17 protein-coding genes and 2 pseudogenes are annotated in these 17,790 nt (G+C 68.0%); 5 read left to right on the forward strand and 14 right to left on the reverse strand.

The window, feature by feature from the left end:
- Positions 1-330 precede the first annotated feature (330 nt).
- Entirely contained in the window at positions 331-2,442 is a 2,112-nt protein-coding gene (locus ACFVV1_RS29440) for an alpha-L-fucosidase (protein ID WP_389995251.1), read from the forward strand.
- Between the two features lie 465 nt (positions 2,443-2,907).
- Here ACFVV1_RS29440 and ACFVV1_RS29445 read toward each other — a convergent pair whose 3' ends face one another.
- The 7 genes and pseudogenes from ACFVV1_RS29445 to ACFVV1_RS29475 form a co-directional block, all read right to left on the reverse strand.
- A complete protein-coding gene (locus ACFVV1_RS29445; protein WP_389995254.1) occupies positions 2,908-3,231 on the reverse strand; it encodes a hypothetical protein in 324 nt (107 codons plus the stop codon).
- 77 nt (positions 3,232-3,308) lie between these two features.
- Positions 3,309-3,638: a hypothetical protein gene (locus ACFVV1_RS29450; protein ID WP_389995256.1), complete on the reverse strand. Its 330-nt coding sequence runs from the start codon at positions 3,636-3,638 to the stop codon at positions 3,309-3,311.
- A gap of 1 nt (position 3,639) precedes the next feature.
- On the reverse strand, positions 3,640-3,960 hold the full coding sequence (locus ACFVV1_RS29455) for a hypothetical protein (protein ID WP_389995374.1): 321 nt from the start codon (positions 3,958-3,960) through the stop codon (positions 3,640-3,642).
- A gap of 37 nt (positions 3,961-3,997) precedes the next feature.
- A pseudogene (istA, locus tag ACFVV1_RS29460) lies at positions 3,998-5,009 on the reverse strand (IS21 family transposase); the annotation flags it as partial.
- A 140-nt stretch (positions 5,010-5,149) separates the two neighbouring features.
- Positions 5,150-5,473 carry a transposase gene (locus tag ACFVV1_RS29465; protein ID WP_389995362.1) on the reverse strand — a complete coding sequence of 108 codons (324 nt, stop codon included), beginning with the start codon at positions 5,471-5,473 and terminating at the stop codon, positions 5,150-5,152.
- Positions 5,410-6,771 carry an ISL3 family transposase gene (locus ACFVV1_RS29470; protein WP_389995259.1) on the reverse strand — a complete coding sequence of 454 codons (1,362 nt, stop codon included), beginning with the start codon at positions 6,769-6,771 and terminating at the stop codon, positions 5,410-5,412. Before ACFVV1_RS29470 ends, ACFVV1_RS29465 begins: the two co-directional genes overlap by 64 nt.
- The gene (locus ACFVV1_RS29475; RefSeq protein ID WP_389995261.1) at positions 6,717-7,394 is read right to left on the reverse strand and encodes a hypothetical protein; all 678 of its coding nucleotides are present in this window, start codon (positions 7,392-7,394) and stop codon (positions 6,717-6,719) included. The genes ACFVV1_RS29470 and ACFVV1_RS29475 overlap by 55 nt, the downstream gene beginning before the upstream one ends.
- Positions 7,395-7,945: 551 nt before the next feature.
- On the opposite strand from ACFVV1_RS29475, the pseudogene ACFVV1_RS29480 reads away from it, so the two are divergent.
- Positions 7,946-8,213, forward strand: a pseudogene (locus tag ACFVV1_RS29480) (plasmid stabilization protein); the annotation flags it as partial.
- 7 nt (positions 8,214-8,220) lie between these two features.
- On the opposite strand, the gene ACFVV1_RS29485 reads toward ACFVV1_RS29480, so the two are convergent.
- The 3 genes from ACFVV1_RS29485 to ACFVV1_RS29495 form a co-directional block, all read right to left on the reverse strand.
- Complete coding sequence (locus ACFVV1_RS29485) at positions 8,221-8,904, reverse strand: hypothetical protein (protein ID WP_389995365.1); 684 nt, start codon at positions 8,902-8,904, stop codon at positions 8,221-8,223.
- A gap of 256 nt (positions 8,905-9,160) precedes the next feature.
- Positions 9,161-11,575 carry an SdrD B-like domain-containing protein gene (locus ACFVV1_RS29490; RefSeq protein ID WP_389995264.1) on the reverse strand — a complete coding sequence of 805 codons (2,415 nt, stop codon included), beginning with the start codon at positions 11,573-11,575 and terminating at the stop codon, positions 9,161-9,163.
- Between the two features lie 619 nt (positions 11,576-12,194).
- The gene (locus ACFVV1_RS29495) at positions 12,195-12,530 is read right to left on the reverse strand and encodes a hypothetical protein (protein ID WP_389995266.1); all 336 of its coding nucleotides are present in this window, start codon (positions 12,528-12,530) and stop codon (positions 12,195-12,197) included.
- A 335-nt stretch (positions 12,531-12,865) separates the two neighbouring features.
- Between ACFVV1_RS29495 and ACFVV1_RS29500 the strand changes: the two genes are divergently transcribed.
- Positions 12,866-13,405: a winged helix-turn-helix domain-containing protein gene (locus tag ACFVV1_RS29500; RefSeq protein ID WP_389995268.1), complete on the forward strand. Its 540-nt coding sequence runs from the start codon at positions 12,866-12,868 to the stop codon at positions 13,403-13,405.
- Positions 13,330-13,929, forward strand: a complete 600-nt coding sequence (locus tag ACFVV1_RS29505; RefSeq protein ID WP_389995271.1) for a transposase — start codon at positions 13,330-13,332, stop codon at positions 13,927-13,929. Before ACFVV1_RS29500 ends, ACFVV1_RS29505 begins: the two co-directional genes overlap by 76 nt.
- 24 nt (positions 13,930-13,953) lie before the next feature.
- Here the strand turns inward: ACFVV1_RS29505 and ACFVV1_RS29510 are convergent, their stop codons facing one another.
- The 4 genes from ACFVV1_RS29510 to ACFVV1_RS29525 form a co-directional block, all read right to left on the reverse strand.
- Complete coding sequence (locus ACFVV1_RS29510; RefSeq protein WP_389995273.1) at positions 13,954-14,463, reverse strand: SUKH-4 family immunity protein; 510 nt, start codon at positions 14,461-14,463, stop codon at positions 13,954-13,956.
- Positions 14,464-14,634: 171 nt separating this feature from the next.
- Positions 14,635-14,808, reverse strand: coding sequence for a CsbD family protein (locus tag ACFVV1_RS29515; protein WP_389995276.1), 174 nt, complete (start codon positions 14,806-14,808; stop codon positions 14,635-14,637).
- Positions 14,809-14,895: 87 nt separating this feature from the next.
- Complete coding sequence (locus ACFVV1_RS29520) at positions 14,896-15,378, reverse strand: hypothetical protein (RefSeq protein WP_389995279.1); 483 nt, start codon at positions 15,376-15,378, stop codon at positions 14,896-14,898.
- Positions 15,379-15,616: 238 nt separating this feature from the next.
- A complete protein-coding gene (locus tag ACFVV1_RS29525; RefSeq protein ID WP_189281741.1) occupies positions 15,617-16,528 on the reverse strand; it encodes a LysR family transcriptional regulator in 912 nt (303 codons plus the stop codon).
- A 323-nt stretch (positions 16,529-16,851) separates the two neighbouring features.
- Between ACFVV1_RS29525 and ACFVV1_RS29530 the strand changes: the two genes are divergently transcribed.
- Positions 16,852-17,787 (forward strand): NADP-dependent oxidoreductase, encoded by a 936-nt coding sequence (locus ACFVV1_RS29530; RefSeq protein WP_389995283.1) that lies wholly within the window; start codon positions 16,852-16,854, stop codon positions 17,785-17,787.
- Positions 17,788-17,790 lie beyond the last annotated feature (3 nt).

Below are 17,790 nucleotides of genomic sequence, written 5' to 3' on the forward strand. Positions count from 1 at the left end.
GCGGCACAGTTCGCGGGGCCGTGAAGCCCGTCCGGGAGAGACAACGCACGCGGCGTTGTAGCGACCCGTGTCACTGCCGCCGCCGGCGCCGATTGGTCCAACGATGGTCACCGCAGGGCAAATGGTCCGACTAATTTGATTGCTTCATTGAAGTTTTCGGGGGACATGTGGCTGAGGGGCGGTTGCGTCGGAAGTATTGATCGGATGTGTCTTTGGTCCTACCGTGTTCGCGCACCGAGGCAATGCACTCCACCCCGATCCGGAGGAGCAGGACGCATGTCCAAGAGACCCATCGGTCAATCAGCCACAAGCCGGCGCGTGTGGAGGTCCGTGATCGCTTCGCTCTGCATGTTCGCGGCGCTCGGCGGCAACGCCGCCGCGGCCGCACACCCCGAGGCGCCGCCCGTGACGGTGGCGGCGCCGAATCCGGTCGTCGGGATCAACAGCTCCGATACGCAGGCGCAGATCCTTGAGAAGGCGGCGTCCGTCACGCCGTCGGCGAGGCAGTTGGCGTGGCAGCGGGAGGAGCTGACCGGGTTCGTCCACTTCGGCCCGAACACCTTCACCGGTGCGGAGTGGGGGTCGGGACTTGAGGACCCGGACGTTTTCAACCCATCCCACCTGGACACCGATCAGTGGGCGAGGACGTTCAAGGAAGCGGGCTTCAAGAAGGTCATCCTCACCGCCAAGCACCACGACGGGATGCTGCTGTTCCCCTCGGAATACTCCGATCACGGGGTGGCCTCCAGCAGTTGGCGGAACGGCCGGGGCGACGTCTTCAAGGAGTTCACCGACTCGGCCCGCAAGTACGGTCTCAAGGTCGGCTTCTACCTCTCCCCCGCGGACGGCCACGAGTACGAGACCAGGGACGACGGCGGCCGGTACGGCAACGGCAGCACACCGCAGCCCACCCGGATCCCGAGCAAGGGTATCGGGAACGGCACGACCTTCAACTTCACCGCCGACGACTACAACCGCTACTACATGAACACCCTGTACGAGCTGCTCACCAAGTACGGCGAGATCAGCGAGGTATGGCTCGACGGCGCCAATCCCTGGCCCAACACCAACCAGAAGTACAACTTCACGGACTGGGTCACCATGATCCGCACCCTCCAGCCGGGCGCGGCCGTCTTCCAGGACGGCGGTCCCGACGTCCGCTGGTCCGGCAACGAGGACGGCCTCACCCACCGGACGAGCGAATGGTCCACGCTCCCGTACAACACCGACTACAAGGGCGACCCAGCCGATCCGGCGACCGCAGCCGACACGATCCTGCGCGTGCCCGGCTACAACACAGCCGCCGACCTGGGCAGCGACGCGGTACTCGGACAACAGACCAACGGCAGCAGTAGCTGGAAGCTGCTGCGCTGGCAACCGGGCGAGTGCGACGGCCGGCTCCAGGCCCCATCCTGGTTCTGGGACCAGGACGCCCGGCCCGTCCCGCTGGACACGCTGAAGGAGATGTACCTCAACTCGGTGGGCAAGAACTGCCAGCTGCTGCTGAACGTGGCACCCGACAACACCGGGCAGTTCCCCGACGACGCGGTCTCCCGGATGAAGGAGTTCGGCGACTGGATCCGCTCGGTCCAGGTCAAGACCTCCGCAGGGGCGTCGGCGCAGAACGGTAAGGGCACCTCCAACACCAGGGGCAACCACCCTCGCAACGTGCTGGACACCGACGACGCCACCGCCTGGCAGCCCACCGCCACCACCGGGAACCTCGTGCTGAACCTCCACAGGGCGAAGACGTTCAACGTGGTGAACCTGCAGGAGAACATCCAGGTCGGACAGCGCGTCTCGGGCTTCGCCGTGGACGCCTGGGACGGCACCTCCTGGAAGGAAGTCGGCAACGGCACCACGATCGGCTACCGCCGCCTCCTCAAGCTGCCGAACCCGGTCACCACCACCAAGCTCCGGCTGCGGATCACCGCGTCCAGGGCACTCCCCCCGGCGATCTCCACCTTCTCCGTCCACCAAGACGGCGACCAGAGAATCAACCTGGCCTTCGACAAGCCCGCTACCCAGTCGAGCACCCTTCAGGCCGGCACCGAGGCCAGTAAGGCCGTCGACGGAAACACCAGCGGTAGCTTCGGCTCCGGCTCGGTCACCCACACCTCCGACAAACCACTGGACGCCAACCCGTGGTGGCAGGTCGACATGGGCGAGCCCCAGTCCGTCGGCACGATCGAACTGTCGAACCGGACGGACTGCTGCTCCGACCGGCTCCGCGACTTCTACGTGTTCGCCTCCGACACTCCCTTCACCTCCACGGATCCGGAGGCCACCAAGAACCAGCCCGGCGTGTGGAGCTCGTACCAGACCGACGCCGTCGGCCAGAAGCTGACCCTGCCCGTCGGCCGCGACGCACGCTACATCCGCGTCCAACTGGTCGGCTCGGACCGGCCCCTGTCGCTCGCCGAAGTACAGGTCTTCGGCTGACCCGCCCCCGGTCCGCGGCGGACGCGTGAGCGACTGCCGCGGACCGACCGTTCAGCACCTACTGATCATTCCCGGGTCGCTACTGTCCGAAAGAGCTTCCACTGACATCTGCTATCGGGTCGCGATTCCGCGCCAGTGCTTCAGCCGGTTGGTTGGGTAGGTCGCGCGATGACTGCCACTCGAATCAACCTCCCGGAAATTGTGGGAGAACGACCGGCGCCGATCCCGGTGTGGCCGACAGTTCAGCGTCACGGGAAATCCGTGTCGCCCCAGAAGCGACAGCCAGGCCACCCGCCTCCGCAAAGGATCGCGCGGCGGACGCCACCAGGCTTCGACGAAGAGCGGTACAAGAACGCAACACCGTCGAGCGGACCATCAACAAGTTCAAACACGCACGGGCCGTGGCGACTCGCTACGACAAGCGCGGGTACGTCTTCCTCGGCACCGTGACCGCAGCATCCGTCGTCACCCGGCTTCGAGCCTGATCACCCTCACCAGGCCGGAGGCCGAGACTGGTCGGTCGCCACCCTCGATCTCCTCTGGCCAGTCAATGGGGCGACTGTCCGTCCTGCTCAGGATCCCGGGGTCGGGTGGGAACTCTTCGTCGCGCGGTCCGGACCAGTAGGCCCGCCGCGTGCGCGGAAGAGGTATCTCCACCAGCTTGCCGTCGTGGATCACCCACAGCCCGAAACAGTCATCCTCCTCGTCATGGATCAGGACCTGCACCGTCTCTGGCCGGGGCCACGGCAAGGACTCCAGGTACTTCAACAACCCGGATCTACTGCCCATCCGCACGAACTCCGCACCCCAACCGAACCCGGGCAGCCGGAGTCGGGGCCATAGCCGTCGACTGCCCGGCTTCGACTCTACGAGGCGATCGGGCGGTCGGCCAGGTGGGCGAGCTCGGTGAAGAAGTCGCGGTAGAGGGGCTCGTCGGCGGCCGGGATCTCGTGCCGGAAGAACACCGGTCCGGAGTTCGGCACGCTCCCGTAGACCGGTTCGCCCAGATCCTCGGCGATCCCGAAGCACAGCCGGGTCCGGCCCCCTCGACGCGCCTCGGCGTACACCGTCACCCAGGCCAGCGGGTAGCGGTACGGCCCGATGACGTTGCTGCGCCGGAAGACCTCGACGATCCCCCGGTCGACCTGGATGTACAGACGCTCGTGCTGGAAGACCTTCGGCCCCGCCGCTTCCATCTCAGACCACCCTCCGGTCGGCGAGCGCGGCCACCTCGGTGAAGTACGCGCGGAACAACGGCTCGTCACCGGGCGGTACCCGGAACGCGGGCGAGGTGCTGTACCAGAAGGCGGCCTGGTCGGTGCCGTAGAGCACGGCGTTCGGATCGCGTACGGTGCCAATGAACAACTGGCCAGGCCGGGCGGGCTTCTTGTAGTGCACCAGTGCCCCGAGCCACCGCAGCGGCACCCGGAGCTCGGATCTGCCCATGGTGAACAGTTCGAAAACCCCCCGGTCCACACGCAGATGCAGGTTCTCGTAGTCGAACGTCAGCGGCTCCATGACGGGAAGATAGCCCGGCTCCCGGGTCACAGCGCGATTCGGTGTCCGCCTCGATCCGCACGATCCGCCCGATCGCGGCCGGATCGACGGAATAGTCACAGGTGTCCAGGCGGATGTAGTGGTCCCGGCCGATCCGCACCGAGGTCTGCCACCAGCGCGGCGGCGCGGTCGGCGGCAGCGGCAGCATCGCGGCCCGGTCGGCCTCCCACCGCTCGGCCGGACGCGCCTGCAGAGTGCGGTGCACCCGTCGGTTGGCGACCTCGAGCCACGCGGCCAGCTGCGTGTTGAAGTCGGACGGGGAGGTGAACACCCTGCCGGGCAGGAACGACGTCTCCAGATACCCGTTGGCCCGCTCGACCAGCCCCTTGGCCTCCGGGTCGCGGGGCCGGCACAGGATCACCTTGCAGGCCAGCAGCCCGGCCAGCGCGGCGAACTCATGACCGAGCACGACCCGTCCCTCCCGGCGGCGTCCGATGGCCGCTTCGTTGTCCCAGACCAGTGCCCGGGGCACCGCTTTCCAGCCGGACAGTAGGTCCCAGTGGCCGCTCACCAGGTCGGCGGCCTGCCTCGACGGCAGCATCCGCGCGGTGATCACCCGGGAATAGCCGGCCACCATCACCAGCACCGGCGGGCGCCCGGTCTGCCCGAAACCCAGCGGGATGTCCACCGGCGGGAACCACAGATCGCACTTGGGCCAGCTCGCCGGGCTGATACGCCGTCCGCGAGACCGGGTCCGCCGGCAGATACACCGGCCGCAGTTCCCGCACCCGCCGCTTCAGCACCGACAACGACCGTTCCCAGCCGATCCGCTCGGCAATCACCGTGGCGGGCATCCGCGGGTACTCCGCCAGCAGTTCGCGGATCGCCGGCTCCACAGCGTCCACGATCGAGCCCTTCGGCGCCCGCCGGTACTTCGGCGGATCGTCGCTGGCCACGGCCCGCCGCACGGTGTTCCGGGCGATCCCCAGATGCCGCGCGATCCCCTTGATCGACATTCCCTCCGCACGGTGGAGCCGCCGGATCTCAGCCCAGTCCTCCACACCGATCACCTCTTCCACCTGACTCCCATGGAGCCAGACTGATCACTTGATCACGGAAGGGGTCACTTTTCATCGACCGATAGGGGGTCACGGTTCAGGTTCTGGATCACTTTCCGTGCTCAGGCCACGGAGGGTCACCACAACCGCGATCATGAACGGCCTCCCGCCGCGAGGAGGACCCGTTTGCGGAGCAGGTCGAAGTTGGCCCGGCCGAACATCTGCCGTTTGAGCATCTTGATCTTGTTGTTGTGTCCTTCGACGGCGCCGGAGCTGTAGCGGAGGCTGAGGCCGGCGACGACGGCGTCGAGGTCCTGGCCGAGGCCGTTGACGAAGCCGTGCAGGGCAGGCAGATCGTCGACCTGGACGCGCTCGATCCACTGGCCCAGATGCCGGCCCTGGCGGTTGTTCATCAGCTCGGCGAACGCGCGCACGTGTCGGGCGGTTCGGTCGAGCTCGGGGCAGCGGGCCAGGATCTGCTTGAGCCGCTGAGCCTGGTCGTCGTCGAGGCGGTCAGGGCGGCGGTGATCCAGCTGGTCACGTCACGCGTGGACGGGGCTTTGCGAGGCGGATCGTCGTGCGGGAACGCTTCCCGGAGCCGTTGCACGTACTTCTTGACGACGCTTTCGCCGCCGGGGTAGCCGCGTTCGCGGAGTTCCTCGAACAGGCGGCGGGCGACGGTGCAGCCCTCGGCCCACCGCTGGTGCAGGTAAGGCCTGTGGGGATCGAGGATGCTGGTGCGGCCGGTCCAGCGTCCGACGAGTAGTTCGTCCGCGGTAGCCGCATGGGCGAGTCGGCGGACGGTATTGCGAGCCAGGCCGAGCTGGCGGGTGATGACTCGCAGCCCGAGTCCCTCGTCCAGCAAAGCGTGAACGGCCGCGTGCTGCTCGCGCACCCGATCGGACAGGCGGCCGGACTGCCGTGCCCCGGCCGGAAACTCCGGTGCCAGTTCCGTGGTCCTGGAGAGCGCAGCGGTGCGAACCGGGGCGATGTCCTGCGGTTCACGCAGAAGGGCGCGGTGCTGGGTGACCGCCTTCTCGACGGCCTCGGCAAGGTTCTTCCAGATGTGCCAGCGGTCTGCGACATGGATCGCGTCCGGGGCGCCGAGCCGTCCGGCCTCGGCGTAGGCAGCGGAGCGGTCCCGGCAGATCACTTCGACGCCGGGATGGTCGGCGAGCCACCGGGCGACTGTCGCCGCGGTCCGGTCAGGCAGCAGATCGACGGGACGGCGAGTATCGATGTCGATCAGGATGGTGCCGTAGTTGTGGCCCTTGCGCAGCGCGAAGTCATCCACGCCCAAGACCCGCGGAGTGTGCGCTACAGGGTCCGGCAGACGGCGTATCAGCCGCAGGAGCGTCGACCGGCTGGCCCGGACGGCGAGTACGTGCGCCAGGCGGGCACCGGCCCGGCCGGCCAGCATAACCGCCAGCCGCTCAAGCACCGACTGCAGCCCGGCGCTGCGTCTCCCATGCTGGAAGGTCAGCCCCTCAACCTGCTCGGCGAACGTCGTTTGCGGGCAAGCGCCCTGGCGGCAGCGGAACCGGCGGACCCGTAACTCAATGACCAAGGGACGGCCGCCGACCGCGCTGTCGGCGAGCCGACGTACGTACCGGCTGTGCACCCGGGCCGACATCGTTCCGCAGGCAGGGCACATTGCCCGGTCCGCTGACGCGCGGGCCTGAACGACCACGAACTCACCGTCGGATACGACGTCTTCGATCACAGCGCCTTCGACCCGGTGGAACCACAGGTCCTGGAGGAATACATCAGCCACGGCCGTTCATGATCGCGGTTGTGGTGACCCTCCGTGGCCTGAGCACGGAAAGTGATCCAGAACCACGGTTCACGGAACGGCGACAGGCCCTTCTTGATGAGTTCGTACAGGGGCTCGGTCATGCCGGAGAATGCCTCGATGCGTACGGACCCCATACGGAAGACATGGTCCGTGCCGACGAATTTCGTGCCGCCGACTTGGATGTCTGCGTCGTCAACGCTTGATGTGGCGGCGAAGGTGGGCACGTCGTAGTGCTGTCGTCCTTGGCGCGTGGTGAGGTACTGCGCGGTTTGGGGTCCTCCGCCGGCCAGAGCGGTCAGGTTGGCAGCTCCGGTACGGGCCAGGAGCTGACCGAACCAACCGCGGTCGGCCTCGGCTACTTGGAAGCCGTCGACGGTCCGTGCCCGTTTCCCGTCGCTGGCGGGTATGTGAATGGCGTTGGGGTAGGGGATGCCGGCCTTGTCTCGGATCTCTATATCGGCGTTTCCCGGGGTATCCGGTGTGCGGAGGGGGAGAAGGGATTCGCCTCGCACCTGCAGGGCATTGACCACGATTCCGCCTTGCCCCATGAGTTCTGTGGACAGGATCAGGCACGGCGTCGTATTCCACGGGCCGATGTGCATGCCTTCGGTCAGCTCGGCGCCCTTTGCAAGTTGCTGGACGGTGGTGCTGCGGGTCCGCCCACCTCGTTTGCTCGGCTTCTGGTGGTTTCCTCGGCAGGCTACGAGCGTGATTTTCGACGGCTCGCCGGGTTTCCACGCTTCGATGAGGTAGTCGGGCCGGGGCCGTGAGGTCTTGTTCCGTTGTGAGACGTTCAGGGGCCAGCCGGCTCGCAGGACGGTACTGGTGCGGGTGCTCGCAACTCCTCATCAGCGGCCGAGTCGTCGTGAGACTCCGGGCGGCCAGGTGGGGCAAACCATCGAGGGCAAGCGCTTGAAAGCCATACCCGGAGTCTCTGGGCCTCTGGACCTTACGACTGGCCCGTCCAACCCACCGACAAGGTAGGACCGCTTGAGGTTGTCCGGGTCGAACCGCCGGCCGTCCTGGGCATCCTCCATCAGTAACGCCTGCTCCTGCCGGGTCCGGCCCGCCCGGTTGCGGATGTTCCGCAGCAGAACGGCCGCGTGGGGGTCGCCGGTCAGCGCCCTCTGCGTCGCCGCCGGCCGGCACACCGACCGTGCCCGCCCGGCTCGCGACGACTGCGGCCTGCCCGCTTCCGGCCGAGTCGTCCTCGCCGGCTGGCACGTGGGCGGCGCCGACGGCAGCCGATGGCATCCCGTTCACCGCGGTGGCGGCACCTGCTCCGCAGCCGCAGTCCTCCGACGCCGCCACCGCGGGCGCCACCGCTGTCCCGCCCGTTGCGGGCCCTGCCGAAGACGGAGGGCATCCGGCTGCCGCCGGCGTCCCTGCTCGCAGCGAACGCGCGAGTGCAGACGTCCTGAACAGCGGCTACCGGGTCGGGGTGGTTCCGGGTGCCGGCTTGACCGGAACGTACTTGTGGGTGTCGAAATCGATAACCACCGGTTCCGGCTGCGAAGCCACGCTGACGCGGACCCGGTACATGGTGCCGTCGGAGCCGATCCAGTAGCGCACGTTGCCCGCCGTACCGGAGCGGTCAGGGGAGGACGGCCCGGTCATGACGTCCACCCGATGCCCGTCCACCTGGTCTCGTCCCCACCAGGCGGCACCGTTCTGCGGCAGCAGTTGGGCGTTGTCCGGCCGGTCGCTGCCGAGACTGAGCGCAATGAACAACGAACTGTCCAGCGAACTGCCGGACGACTGCAGCGGACGGCCGTACCAGCCCGAGCGGGGCGGCGACGCGGGTGCGTTCGCGGGTGCGTTCGCCATCGGGTGGACGAACACCGAGGCGGCCGTCCACTCGATCAGCCCGTCGCTGGACGTGTCGCGCCCGGTGCCGTGCACCACGCCGTAACCGAGCTTGCCCTGGTAGTCGACGGACCCGGTGACGACCAGCCCGCCGGCGGTGCCCGGCACAGTGATGGTCACTGCCCGGCCGTGCGCCTCGTAGTTACGGAACCGCGTGATCGCCAGTCGGTTCGCCTCATCCGAGGTCAGTGCGCGCGGACCGCCGGAGCCGGAATCGTGGCCGACGAGCAGGAACGCGGCGCCCACCGCGACGGCGGCTGTGCCGATGACGGCTGCCGCCCAGCGTGGCCGCAGCCATCGGCGCCGGGCAGCCGCAGGGCCCGGTAGGGCTTGCTGGGTTCTCACGCTCCGCACGCGACTCGATGCTGACACTCTTCTGGTTCACCCTCTCGATCGCCAGACCGCTCGGCCGCCGGCCGGCCCTCGTGGACCGGCCGAGACGTGATCTGCGCGTCCGCGCCGTCCGGATCGCGGACGGGCAGATCACCGTTGTGCGGTTCGTTCAGTGTTGCCGGGCGCGGCGATTCCGGGTCACGAACGCGATGACCAGGCCCGCACCCACCAGCAGGCCGACGATGCCGATCATCTCTGCCAGCCCGGGCGTACCAGTGTTTGCCAGCCAACCCCCGCCTCCACCGGCCGGGGCCGGGTGGTTGGCAGGCGGCACGGGCGACGGCGGCGTGGAGGCCGAGGGCGGCGTCGGAGTCGGTGTCGGTGTGGGAGTCGGGGTCGGGGTCGGCGTTTCCTTCGGGATGTACACCCCGGCGTCGATCGTGTGATCGACCCCACCCGGCTTGTCCGGCGCCGTGACAGGCGCGTAACCGTTGCACAACGGTTCGGTGGTCGGCGGGGTCACATTGGAATCGTGCGCACGGTTGGCACCAGCCCGCGGGAGCGTGAACCTCAGCTCGCTCGCCGGGGGCTGCTCGGGCACCTGGCTGGTGTCCGCGGTGCACACGTCGAACTGCACCGTGTACTTCGCGCCCGGCGTGAGCTCGTACGTGGCGCCGACACCACCGAAGTAGTACTCGCCGGCGGCATTGGTCCTGGTCGTGGCGACCTGTTCGCCGTCCGCGTCCAGCAGGTTGATCGTCGCCCCCGGCAGCAGAACCTGCCCCGCGTCCTGGATCCCGTTGTGGTCGCCGTCGAACCACACGACGTTGCCGATCTGGACCGGCGCGTTCTCCGCCGCGTACGCGATGTCACCGAGCCCGCCGGCCTTGCCGAACCCGTTCTGTTCCTGGCCGACGAACTGGTACGCGTTGGCGGCCGGGCTGTTGCCCGGGCCCTGACCAGTCGTGATGTCGTAGTAACCGGTCCCGGCGGTTTCGATGTTGACGGTCGGGTCGAACTCCGTGCTGACAACCCACTGCTGCTGCGGGATATAGGCCACCGCACCCAGCGCGGTTTCCTGGTGCCCGCCCGCGAAGAAGTCGCCCGGGAAGTATTCGACGACACCGTTGTCCTCGCCGCCATCGGTGGCGGGTGTGGCGTGGTTGGGGCAGTTGCCGGTGCCTTCCCACGCGTATCCACCGGTGGGAGTGGCGCAGGCCATGGTGATGTCACCACCGGACATGCCGAGTTCCGGCGTGTTGTTCCCCGGGCGGGGATCCAGCCCCTTCGCACTGAGAACGTCCATGAACCGGTCGCGGAAACCCAGGATCATCGAACCGTCGCGGCCGAAGGCCAGGGACCCGAGTTCTGGCTGCGGATCGATGAAGGCGCCGCCTGCCTTCCGCTCGTCCCACTTGGCCAGGCTGGTGTTCCACGGGTTCCAGTGGGTGGCCTGGGCGATGTCGCCGGCACCGGTGAAGACGGTACCGCGCTTGTCGGTGAGCGCGTGGGTCAGCACCGTGGTGAACCGCTTGCCGTCGTAGGCGTAGACGACGGCTTTCAGGTCCGCGCGCTGCTGCGTGCTCTCCGCGTCGCACACGCCGCCGACGTACAGCGTGTTGTTGTGGGTGGCGAGACCGAACGGCCGCCAGTCGTTGGGGGTCGCGCACCCCGGGTCCGGGATCCGCACCGTCGCCTCGGGCACCGAGGCGGTGGCCCCTGTCGCGTCGAAGCTCACTAGGCTGCGGGTCAGCAGGTTCACCGCGTACAAGGTGGAGCCGTCCTGCGACAGGGCCAGGCCACCGATGCTCTCCTTGCCCGGTGCGTCGGTGAACCCGGAATCCTTGTTCATGTTGGCGCTGTCGTGCGGCGTCACCGCAGCGCCCGGCACCCGCGCGAACAGCTCCGGAGCACCCCCGCCGCTGACCGGCACCGTATAGATCGCGCCGGCGCCCTTCGGCCCGTAGGAGGCATACCGGCGGGCGAACGCGCTCTGGAACAGCCGGGTCCGGTACTTGTCGTAGGCCAGCCCGAACGTCGTGCCCACCTGGTCCTGCGTGGCCAGCGTGGTCGGGCACGCCACATCGGTGGGACACGTGCCTCGGGTCTTCGTCCCGAACGCTACCAATGCCCGGGTGTCGGTTCCGCCAGCGCCACTCTGGACCGGTACGAAATACCGCGAGTCCGGCAGCGCGTAATCGGCCGGATCCCACACCCCCGTCACCACCGAGGCGTTCTTTCCCCCCGACGCATCCACGAACGACGTGAAGCTGTCGAAGTGGTTCCCCGCCGTCGACGCAGGCGCCGCCCGCAGATAGCCGCTGTACGGCGCCGGGATGCTGACGTCGACGCGGTACTTGCCGCCGATCAGCACGGTCGACGGCGACACCACGACCTTTCCGGTGGCATCCGTGACACCGGTGACAACGTGCCCAGCGGGGTCGGAGATCTCCACCTTCATGCCCCGCTGCGGCACGTCCATCGTCGCGTTGATCACGCCGGTGCCGAAGAAGTCGCGCAGCACCTCAACTGTCAGCGTGCCGTCGGCGGTCGAAGCGGTGGCCGGTCCAGCCGTCGCTCCCACGGCACCGCCTGCCAGCAAAAGAACCGATAACGCGATGCGCGCTGGCGGCTCCGCAAGCCTCCAGGCTAACCGGCGCGAGTCTCTGGCGAGTCGGTTCATGGCATCACACTCCACACTTCTCTTGTCGTGAAAACGAAACACCCGCTTCTCGCTGCACGTCCACTTCGTGACCCCAGGCGCGGACGCCGGTCGCGAACGGCACGGATGAAAAAAGGGCCCACTGCTGTTGCGTGGACCGCTTTTCATATGAGGGTATTTTCGGTGAGTTGCAAGCGCCGCAGATCAGGAAAAGCGAACGCGCGTTCACGACCTCGGGCAGGACCGCCCTGGGTTGCGTGCTTTTCCAGCTCAATCACGGTGCTCCCACCCCGACCTCCCCGACCGTCATCGCGAGCAGCGCGCGATATCTTATCCCCCTGAAGTCTCGCCGTCACCAGCAGAACCCCTCGCATCCATCGGGTCCGCGATATTCTCCGAGCGCTCAGAGAATGGCGACCGGAAGAACGTGCGACAGTGAGTCTTTTCCAACCTCACGTTGAGGGGCGCGGTGGAGAAGACTGCAGTGCTTCTTCGCGTATGCTCGTCCGAATGTGCCGTGGTGTCGGTCTGGCACCGTTGATCAGCTGCGGTCTTCATTGCTGCTGTCGGTGATCGCTCGGAACAGCTCGCGAGCCCGCTCGCAGAACTGCTGGACATCCGTGACGTCTGGCTCGTCACCGTCCGCCAGCAGCCGGGCCTGGAGCTGCTCGGAGCGCAGCCCGCCGTAGTGGGCCCGCACCTCCGCGGTCACCGGCTGGACCGCAATGTGCAGATGCTTGCGCGCGTCAGGGCCATGCGACCACATGCAGACGTAGGTCTGCTCAGGTTGGCACAACGTCTCCACGACACGAGCGGTATCGCGCAGCAAGGGGCCGAGTTCCGCCGCTGCCGTGTCGTCGAGCTCCGCGACGGCCACGTGGTATCGCCACGCTGGCCGGCGTCGGACTGGTCGCCGTACGGGATGACGCACAATACGTCGGACATCCCGGCGTCGGGGCGGCCTATGGCGCCGGAACGGAGCTCATCGCCGACGAATTCGCCCTCCTCCTGGACCTGAAGGACGTCTACTGGGCCAAACAAGGCCGGATCAGCGTTGACATCTCGCTCGGCATCATTTTTATCCTCGGCCTCTACCTCACCGCCGCCCCCTTCTGGCACGAACTGACCAAAGTCACCCGCCACTGAACTTGATTGGGTGATGTCGGCGCCGTTCGCCTGACGGTGGCTGGTCCGGTCCGGTATCCCTGGACCGTGAGGTACGCACAGGGCGGCGGCTTGACCGACGCCGGGAGGGCCGTGAGGGAGCGGGTCCGGTTGCAGGCCGTGGAACGCTTCGAGGGCGGGCAGAAGAATCGGGAGATCGCTGCCGCGTTGCGGGTCAGCGAGCGGTCCGTGGAGCGGTGGCGGCGCCAGTGGCGGGAGCGCGGCGAGGCCGGGGTCCTGTCGAAGGGGTCGCCGGGACGGCCGAGGCTCAGTGACCCGCAGATCGCCAGACTGGCACGGGAGTTGGAGCGTGGGCCACTGGTTCACGGTTGGGCGGACCAGCGGTGGACGCTGGCGCGGATCAAGACGCTGATCGGCCGCCTGTTCCACGTGAGCTACACGGTGGAGGGCACCTGGCGGCTGCTGAGGCGGCACGGCTGGTCTTGGCAGCAGCCGGCCCGGCGGGCGATCGAACGCGACGACGCGGCGGTTGAGGTCTGGAAGAAGGAGACATGGCCGTTGGTAAGAGGACCGCGGCGGCGTACGGCGGCTGGATCGTCTTCGAGGACGAAGCCGGGCAGTCGTTGACGCCGTCGCGCGCGAGGAGCTGGGGACGCAGGGGCTGCACGCCGGTGGTCCGGGTGCGCGGTCGGGGCTCGGGCCGGGTGTCTATGGCCGGGCTGACCTGCTACAGGCCCGGGAAGCGGTCGCGGATGTTCTACTCGGTCCGGGAGTACCGGGGCCGCAAGGGCGAGCCGAAGGGGATCGGCTGGCGCGACCTGCGGGACCTGCTGGTCAGGGCGCACATCCAGCTCGGCGGCCCGATCGTGCTCGTGTGGGACAACCTGCGTATGCACCTGGTCGAGCCGATGCGCGAGTTCATCGCCGACCACGCCGACTGGCTCACCGTCTTCCAACTACCAAGCTACTCGCCTGACTTGAACCCGCAGGAGGGCATCTGGTCGCTGGTCAAGCGCGACATCGGCAACCTTGCCGCAGCCGACCTCGGCCAGATCACCCGCGCCGTCAAGCGCAAGCTCAAGCAGATCCAGTATCGCCCGGACCTTGTCGACGGCTGCCTTGCCGGCACCGACCTGATCATGGACGGCTGACCCGAGGCCGAGTTCGCCGCTGGATCACGCATCCCAGTCCGCATAGTCCCCGATCACCACGTCGTCGCAGAACGTCTCCCAGAACCCGTTGTCCGCGAGAGCGGTCTCGTCGATGCCGGAGATGAGATCGCGAAGCTCTTCCGCTACCTCCTCGTACCTGCCCTCGTCGCCGTCCGCATAGAACGGGAAGCGCTCGATCACCGCAGCCACGCATCGGTTGAAGGAGCCAAGATCGCTGTTGACGTGACGGGCCCTCGCTGAATCGATCGTGGGGATCTGCACCATGTGACGAGTGGCAACGTCGACGGCGATGCGTCCGAACAGGCCACTCGTCGCGATGGCGACCAGCCCCCGCTTGCCGATCTCCCCGAGGAACACCGGCTCGCTCAGCGGCCGGTACTCGTATCCGATCAACCCGGCCGGGATGCCGGTCCCACCGAGGTCGATAGCGATCTGGGCGGGCGCCTCGGGCGGAGCCTCGACGCGGATCAAGACGAACTCGGGCTTCGGCAACTGCGACAGGGGCTGACTCACGGGGAGATCTTCTCCCGAAGGACTGCCCCGGCAACACCCACAGGCCCGCGAGACGAGCGACTCCTGTCGGGCGACTCTTCCCGACATCGCCCAATCAAGTTCAGCAGCATGCCCTGGAGCGTCACACCCCCGCGTAGAGCCCCTGCGGGGCGGGTCGAGAGGGTCCAATGGTCAGTGTTTGAAGGCGTCCTTGATCTTCGCCGCAGCCTGTTTGATGTTGCCCTTGATCTGGTCGCCGCGTCCTTCCGCCTGCAGACGCCGACTACCTGTTCCGCGGCCGGCAGCCTTTTTGGAACTGCCTTTGACCGCTTCGGCCTTGTGCGCGATCTTCTTCGCGATGCTCATGGTCTGCCGTCCTCTGTGAGTGATCCGCCAGTGCATTGGGAGGGGCCAGTCAGCGGTCATCTGCGGGCTTGGCGGCGGCAGGGTTGGTCAGGTGCTGAGCAGGCGGTTGAAGAACGAGCGGTACTGCTGGAGCGCAAGGCGCAGATCTTCGGTTGCCACTTGCTCACCGCGATGCCACTGGCCTTCGAGGCCGCGCTTGTGCTCGGAGAAGGTCGTGGCCAGTGCCTGCATCGTCTCAGCGACCAGCTGGTCGGCCGCGTTGACGGCGTTCTTGGGGTCGTCGACGAATTCGCCCTGGATCTTCTGCCACCTGGCGCGGAATTCCTCCTGCTCCTCTCCGAGCAAGGGTTCGTTCTCCTCGGCCGGTTCCACTGCGCGGCGTTCACCGGCAGATGCCTGGCCGCCACCTTCCTCCCGGCCCTCCCGATCGGTGGTCGCGGCCTGCCGAGGATACTCCGGTGGGGCGCCAGCCAAGCCCGGCGCTTCATCTCCGTGGCCCTGTCGGGCACCGGTCAGGTCCTCCGTGGACGGACCGCCCTCGTCCCTCTGGGGTGTGTCCTGGTTGCGCATCGCTTCACTTCCGTCCGTCACGTGTTGCGGCCGGGCAACGACTGGGCCAGCTCGCCGTCCTCAAGTGCTGGCCGCGGGCTCACGCCCGGCTCCCGCGTGGCCGGCTCGCGGCCCGAAGGCTGCGGCTCCGGTGCCCGACCACGGCGCCCGCGTTCTCCGGTGACCGCCGTGCCTCGTCGGCGTGCCACCGAACACACTCAAGAGGTAGGCCCTTCCAGAACCGGTGCACGGATCGGCGTCAGTTGCGAACGGCGGGAGAGGCCCGGACGGCGACGTTCTGGGCAGCCTGGTTGAAGGCGTGTATCTGAGGTGCGGTGTTGGTGACGAGCCAGGTAGGTGCCCATTCCAGGGGCGGTGCATCGCTCAGCGGGAGATAGGCGACGCCGGGGCGCGCGTAGAAGCGCGACACCTGGGCGCCCATCACGAAAGCGCCTTCGCCGGCGTCGATCAGAGCCAGGGCTTCCTGGAGCGTTTCGAACTGCGGGCCCGGTTCGACGGGGCGGCCTGCGGGCGTCAGGTGGGGTGTGCGGTCCGCGCGCCAGTAGTCGGGGAACGCGCCGGCCACCTGCAGCATCTTGACTGCGGCCAGGTCTTCCAGCGAAACGCTGTCACGGCGGGCGAGCGGGTGCCGGGACGACACTCCCAGCACCCGTGGTTCGGAGAACAGGACCGGCCCGGTGACCATGTCGGGTTCGTGGTGCGGCAGGCTCACGACCAGAAGGTCGACATCGCCTGCGCGCAACCGCCGGAGGCCGTCGACGATCTGCATTTCCCTGGGCCGGGCCCGCCAGCCGGGGTGACGTCGGTCGAACAGCTGGGCGGCCTGGACCATGAGCTGTCCGGCGGCGGCGCCGAGGAACCCGACCTGGAGCACGCCTCCGACACCGCGCGCGGCGTTGGTCGCCTTCTCCAGCCCGGCCTCGATCTGGTCGTAGGCCGGGCGCAAATCGTCGTGCAGCAGCCGGCCGGCCTCGGTGAGGCAGACATGACGGCTGCTGCGTTCGAACAGCGGCGTACCGATGTGGCGTTCCAGCCTCTTGATGGTCTGGCTGATCCGGGCGGTGGTCACGTGCAGACGGTTGGCCGTGCGGCCGAAGTGCAACTCCTCGGACAGCGTCAGGAACGCCTCCAGCTCAAGCCGCTCCAGCACTCGATCCTCCGGACGTTAAATCCACCTAAACGACCGTTGCACTATGTCAGCTTGTTGGCGCATCAGACCCGTAGGAGTCTGAACAGGCCACCATCACCTGGCATTTCCGACCCTCACCCGGGGGCCTTCCCCGGGTGAACTGCCTTCCGGCTGCCGCTGGAAGCGGTGAGGGCAAACCGAACCGAACCGCCCCCTTCCGCGGGACCGTCGGCGAAGCCTGCCCCTCCCTCCGGGCCCGCCCTCCCGAGCCCGAAGCCTCTGCACTTTCCACCCGCACAGCCGGACCACGACGGACGGCGTGCCAGACACAAAGGAACTTCACTGTGCGTGCCATCGGTCAGGACTCCCTCGGCGGACCGGGCGTCCTGAAGATCATTGAGACGCCGCGCCCGGTGCCCGGCCCCGCCGAAGTGCTCGTCCGGGTGCGTGCCGCAGGGGTGAACCCGACCGACTGGTGGCACCGGGCCACCGGCGGGCTGGCGGGCGATGCTCCGATCCGCCTGGGCTGGGACGTGTCCGGCGTGGTCGAAGCCACCGGACCGGGTGTCGCCCTGTTCCAGCCCGGCGACGAAGTGTTCGGCATGCCGCGCCAGCCGGCTCCTGCCGGGACCTACGCCGAGTACGTGGTCTCCCCGGCCCGGCACCTGACCATCAAGCCGCCGAGGCTCTCCCACGTGGAGGCCGCCGCGCTCCCCCTGGCCGCGCTCACCGCGTGGCAGGCCCTGGTCGACACTGCCGACGTCCGTCCCGGGCAACGCGTGCTGATCCATGCCGCGGCGGGTGGCGTCGGACACCTGGCCGTCCAGATCGCCAAGGCGCGTGGCGCACATGTCGTCGGCACCGCTCGCGCCGCCAACCACGACTTCGTACGAGGACTGGGCGCTGACGAGGTCATCGACTACACCCGCACCGACTTCACCACCGCCGCCCGCGCCATCGACGTCGTGATCGACACCATCGGTGGTGACTACGGGCCGCGCTCCCTCCGGACCCTGCGCCCGGGCGGCATCATCGTCTCGCTCGCCTTCCCCGCCGAGGCGCACCTGGCGGCCGAGGCCCGAGCTCTCGGACTCCGCTCCACCTTCATGATCACCGAAGCCGACCAGGCGGGGATGAAGGAGATCGCCTCCCTCGCCGGCTCCGGCCTGCTGCGGGTGCGCATCGACACGGTCCTGCCGCTCGAACAGGCGGCCAAGGCCCATGAGATCGGCGAGACCGGCCGTACCACCGGAAAGATCGTCCTCACCGTCTCCGCCTGATCT

This window comes from Streptomyces sp. NPDC058092 (assembly GCF_042884935.1).
Classification (GTDB): Bacteria; Actinomycetota; Actinomycetes; order Streptomycetales; family Streptomycetaceae; genus Streptomyces.

What these genes read in the sequence shown, in the direction of transcription:
- ACFVV1_RS29445 (WP_389995254.1), bottom strand. Translation starts at nt 3,231, where the DNA reads ATGGGCAGTAGATCCGGGTTGTTGAAGTACCTGGAGTCCTTGCCGTGG.
- ACFVV1_RS29450 (WP_389995256.1), bottom strand. Translation starts at nt 3,638, where the DNA reads ATGGAAGCGGCGGGGCCGAAGGTCTTCCAGCACGAGCGTCTGTACATC.
- ACFVV1_RS29455 (WP_389995374.1), bottom strand. Translation starts at nt 3,960, where the DNA reads ATGGAGCCGCTGACGTTCGACTACGAGAACCTGCATCTGCGTGTGGAC.
- ACFVV1_RS29475 (WP_389995261.1), bottom strand. Translation starts at nt 7,394, where the DNA reads ATGCACATCGGCCCGTGGAATACGACGCCGTGCCTGATCCTGTCCACA.
- ACFVV1_RS29505 (WP_389995271.1), top strand. Translation starts at nt 13,330, where the DNA reads ATGGCCGTTGGTAAGAGGACCGCGGCGGCGTACGGCGGCTGGATCGTC.
- ACFVV1_RS29515 (WP_389995276.1), bottom strand. Translation starts at nt 14,808, where the DNA reads ATGAGCATCGCGAAGAAGATCGCGCACAAGGCCGAAGCGGTCAAAGGC.
- ACFVV1_RS29520 (WP_389995279.1), bottom strand. Translation starts at nt 15,378, where the DNA reads ATGCGCAACCAGGACACACCCCAGAGGGACGAGGGCGGTCCGTCCACG.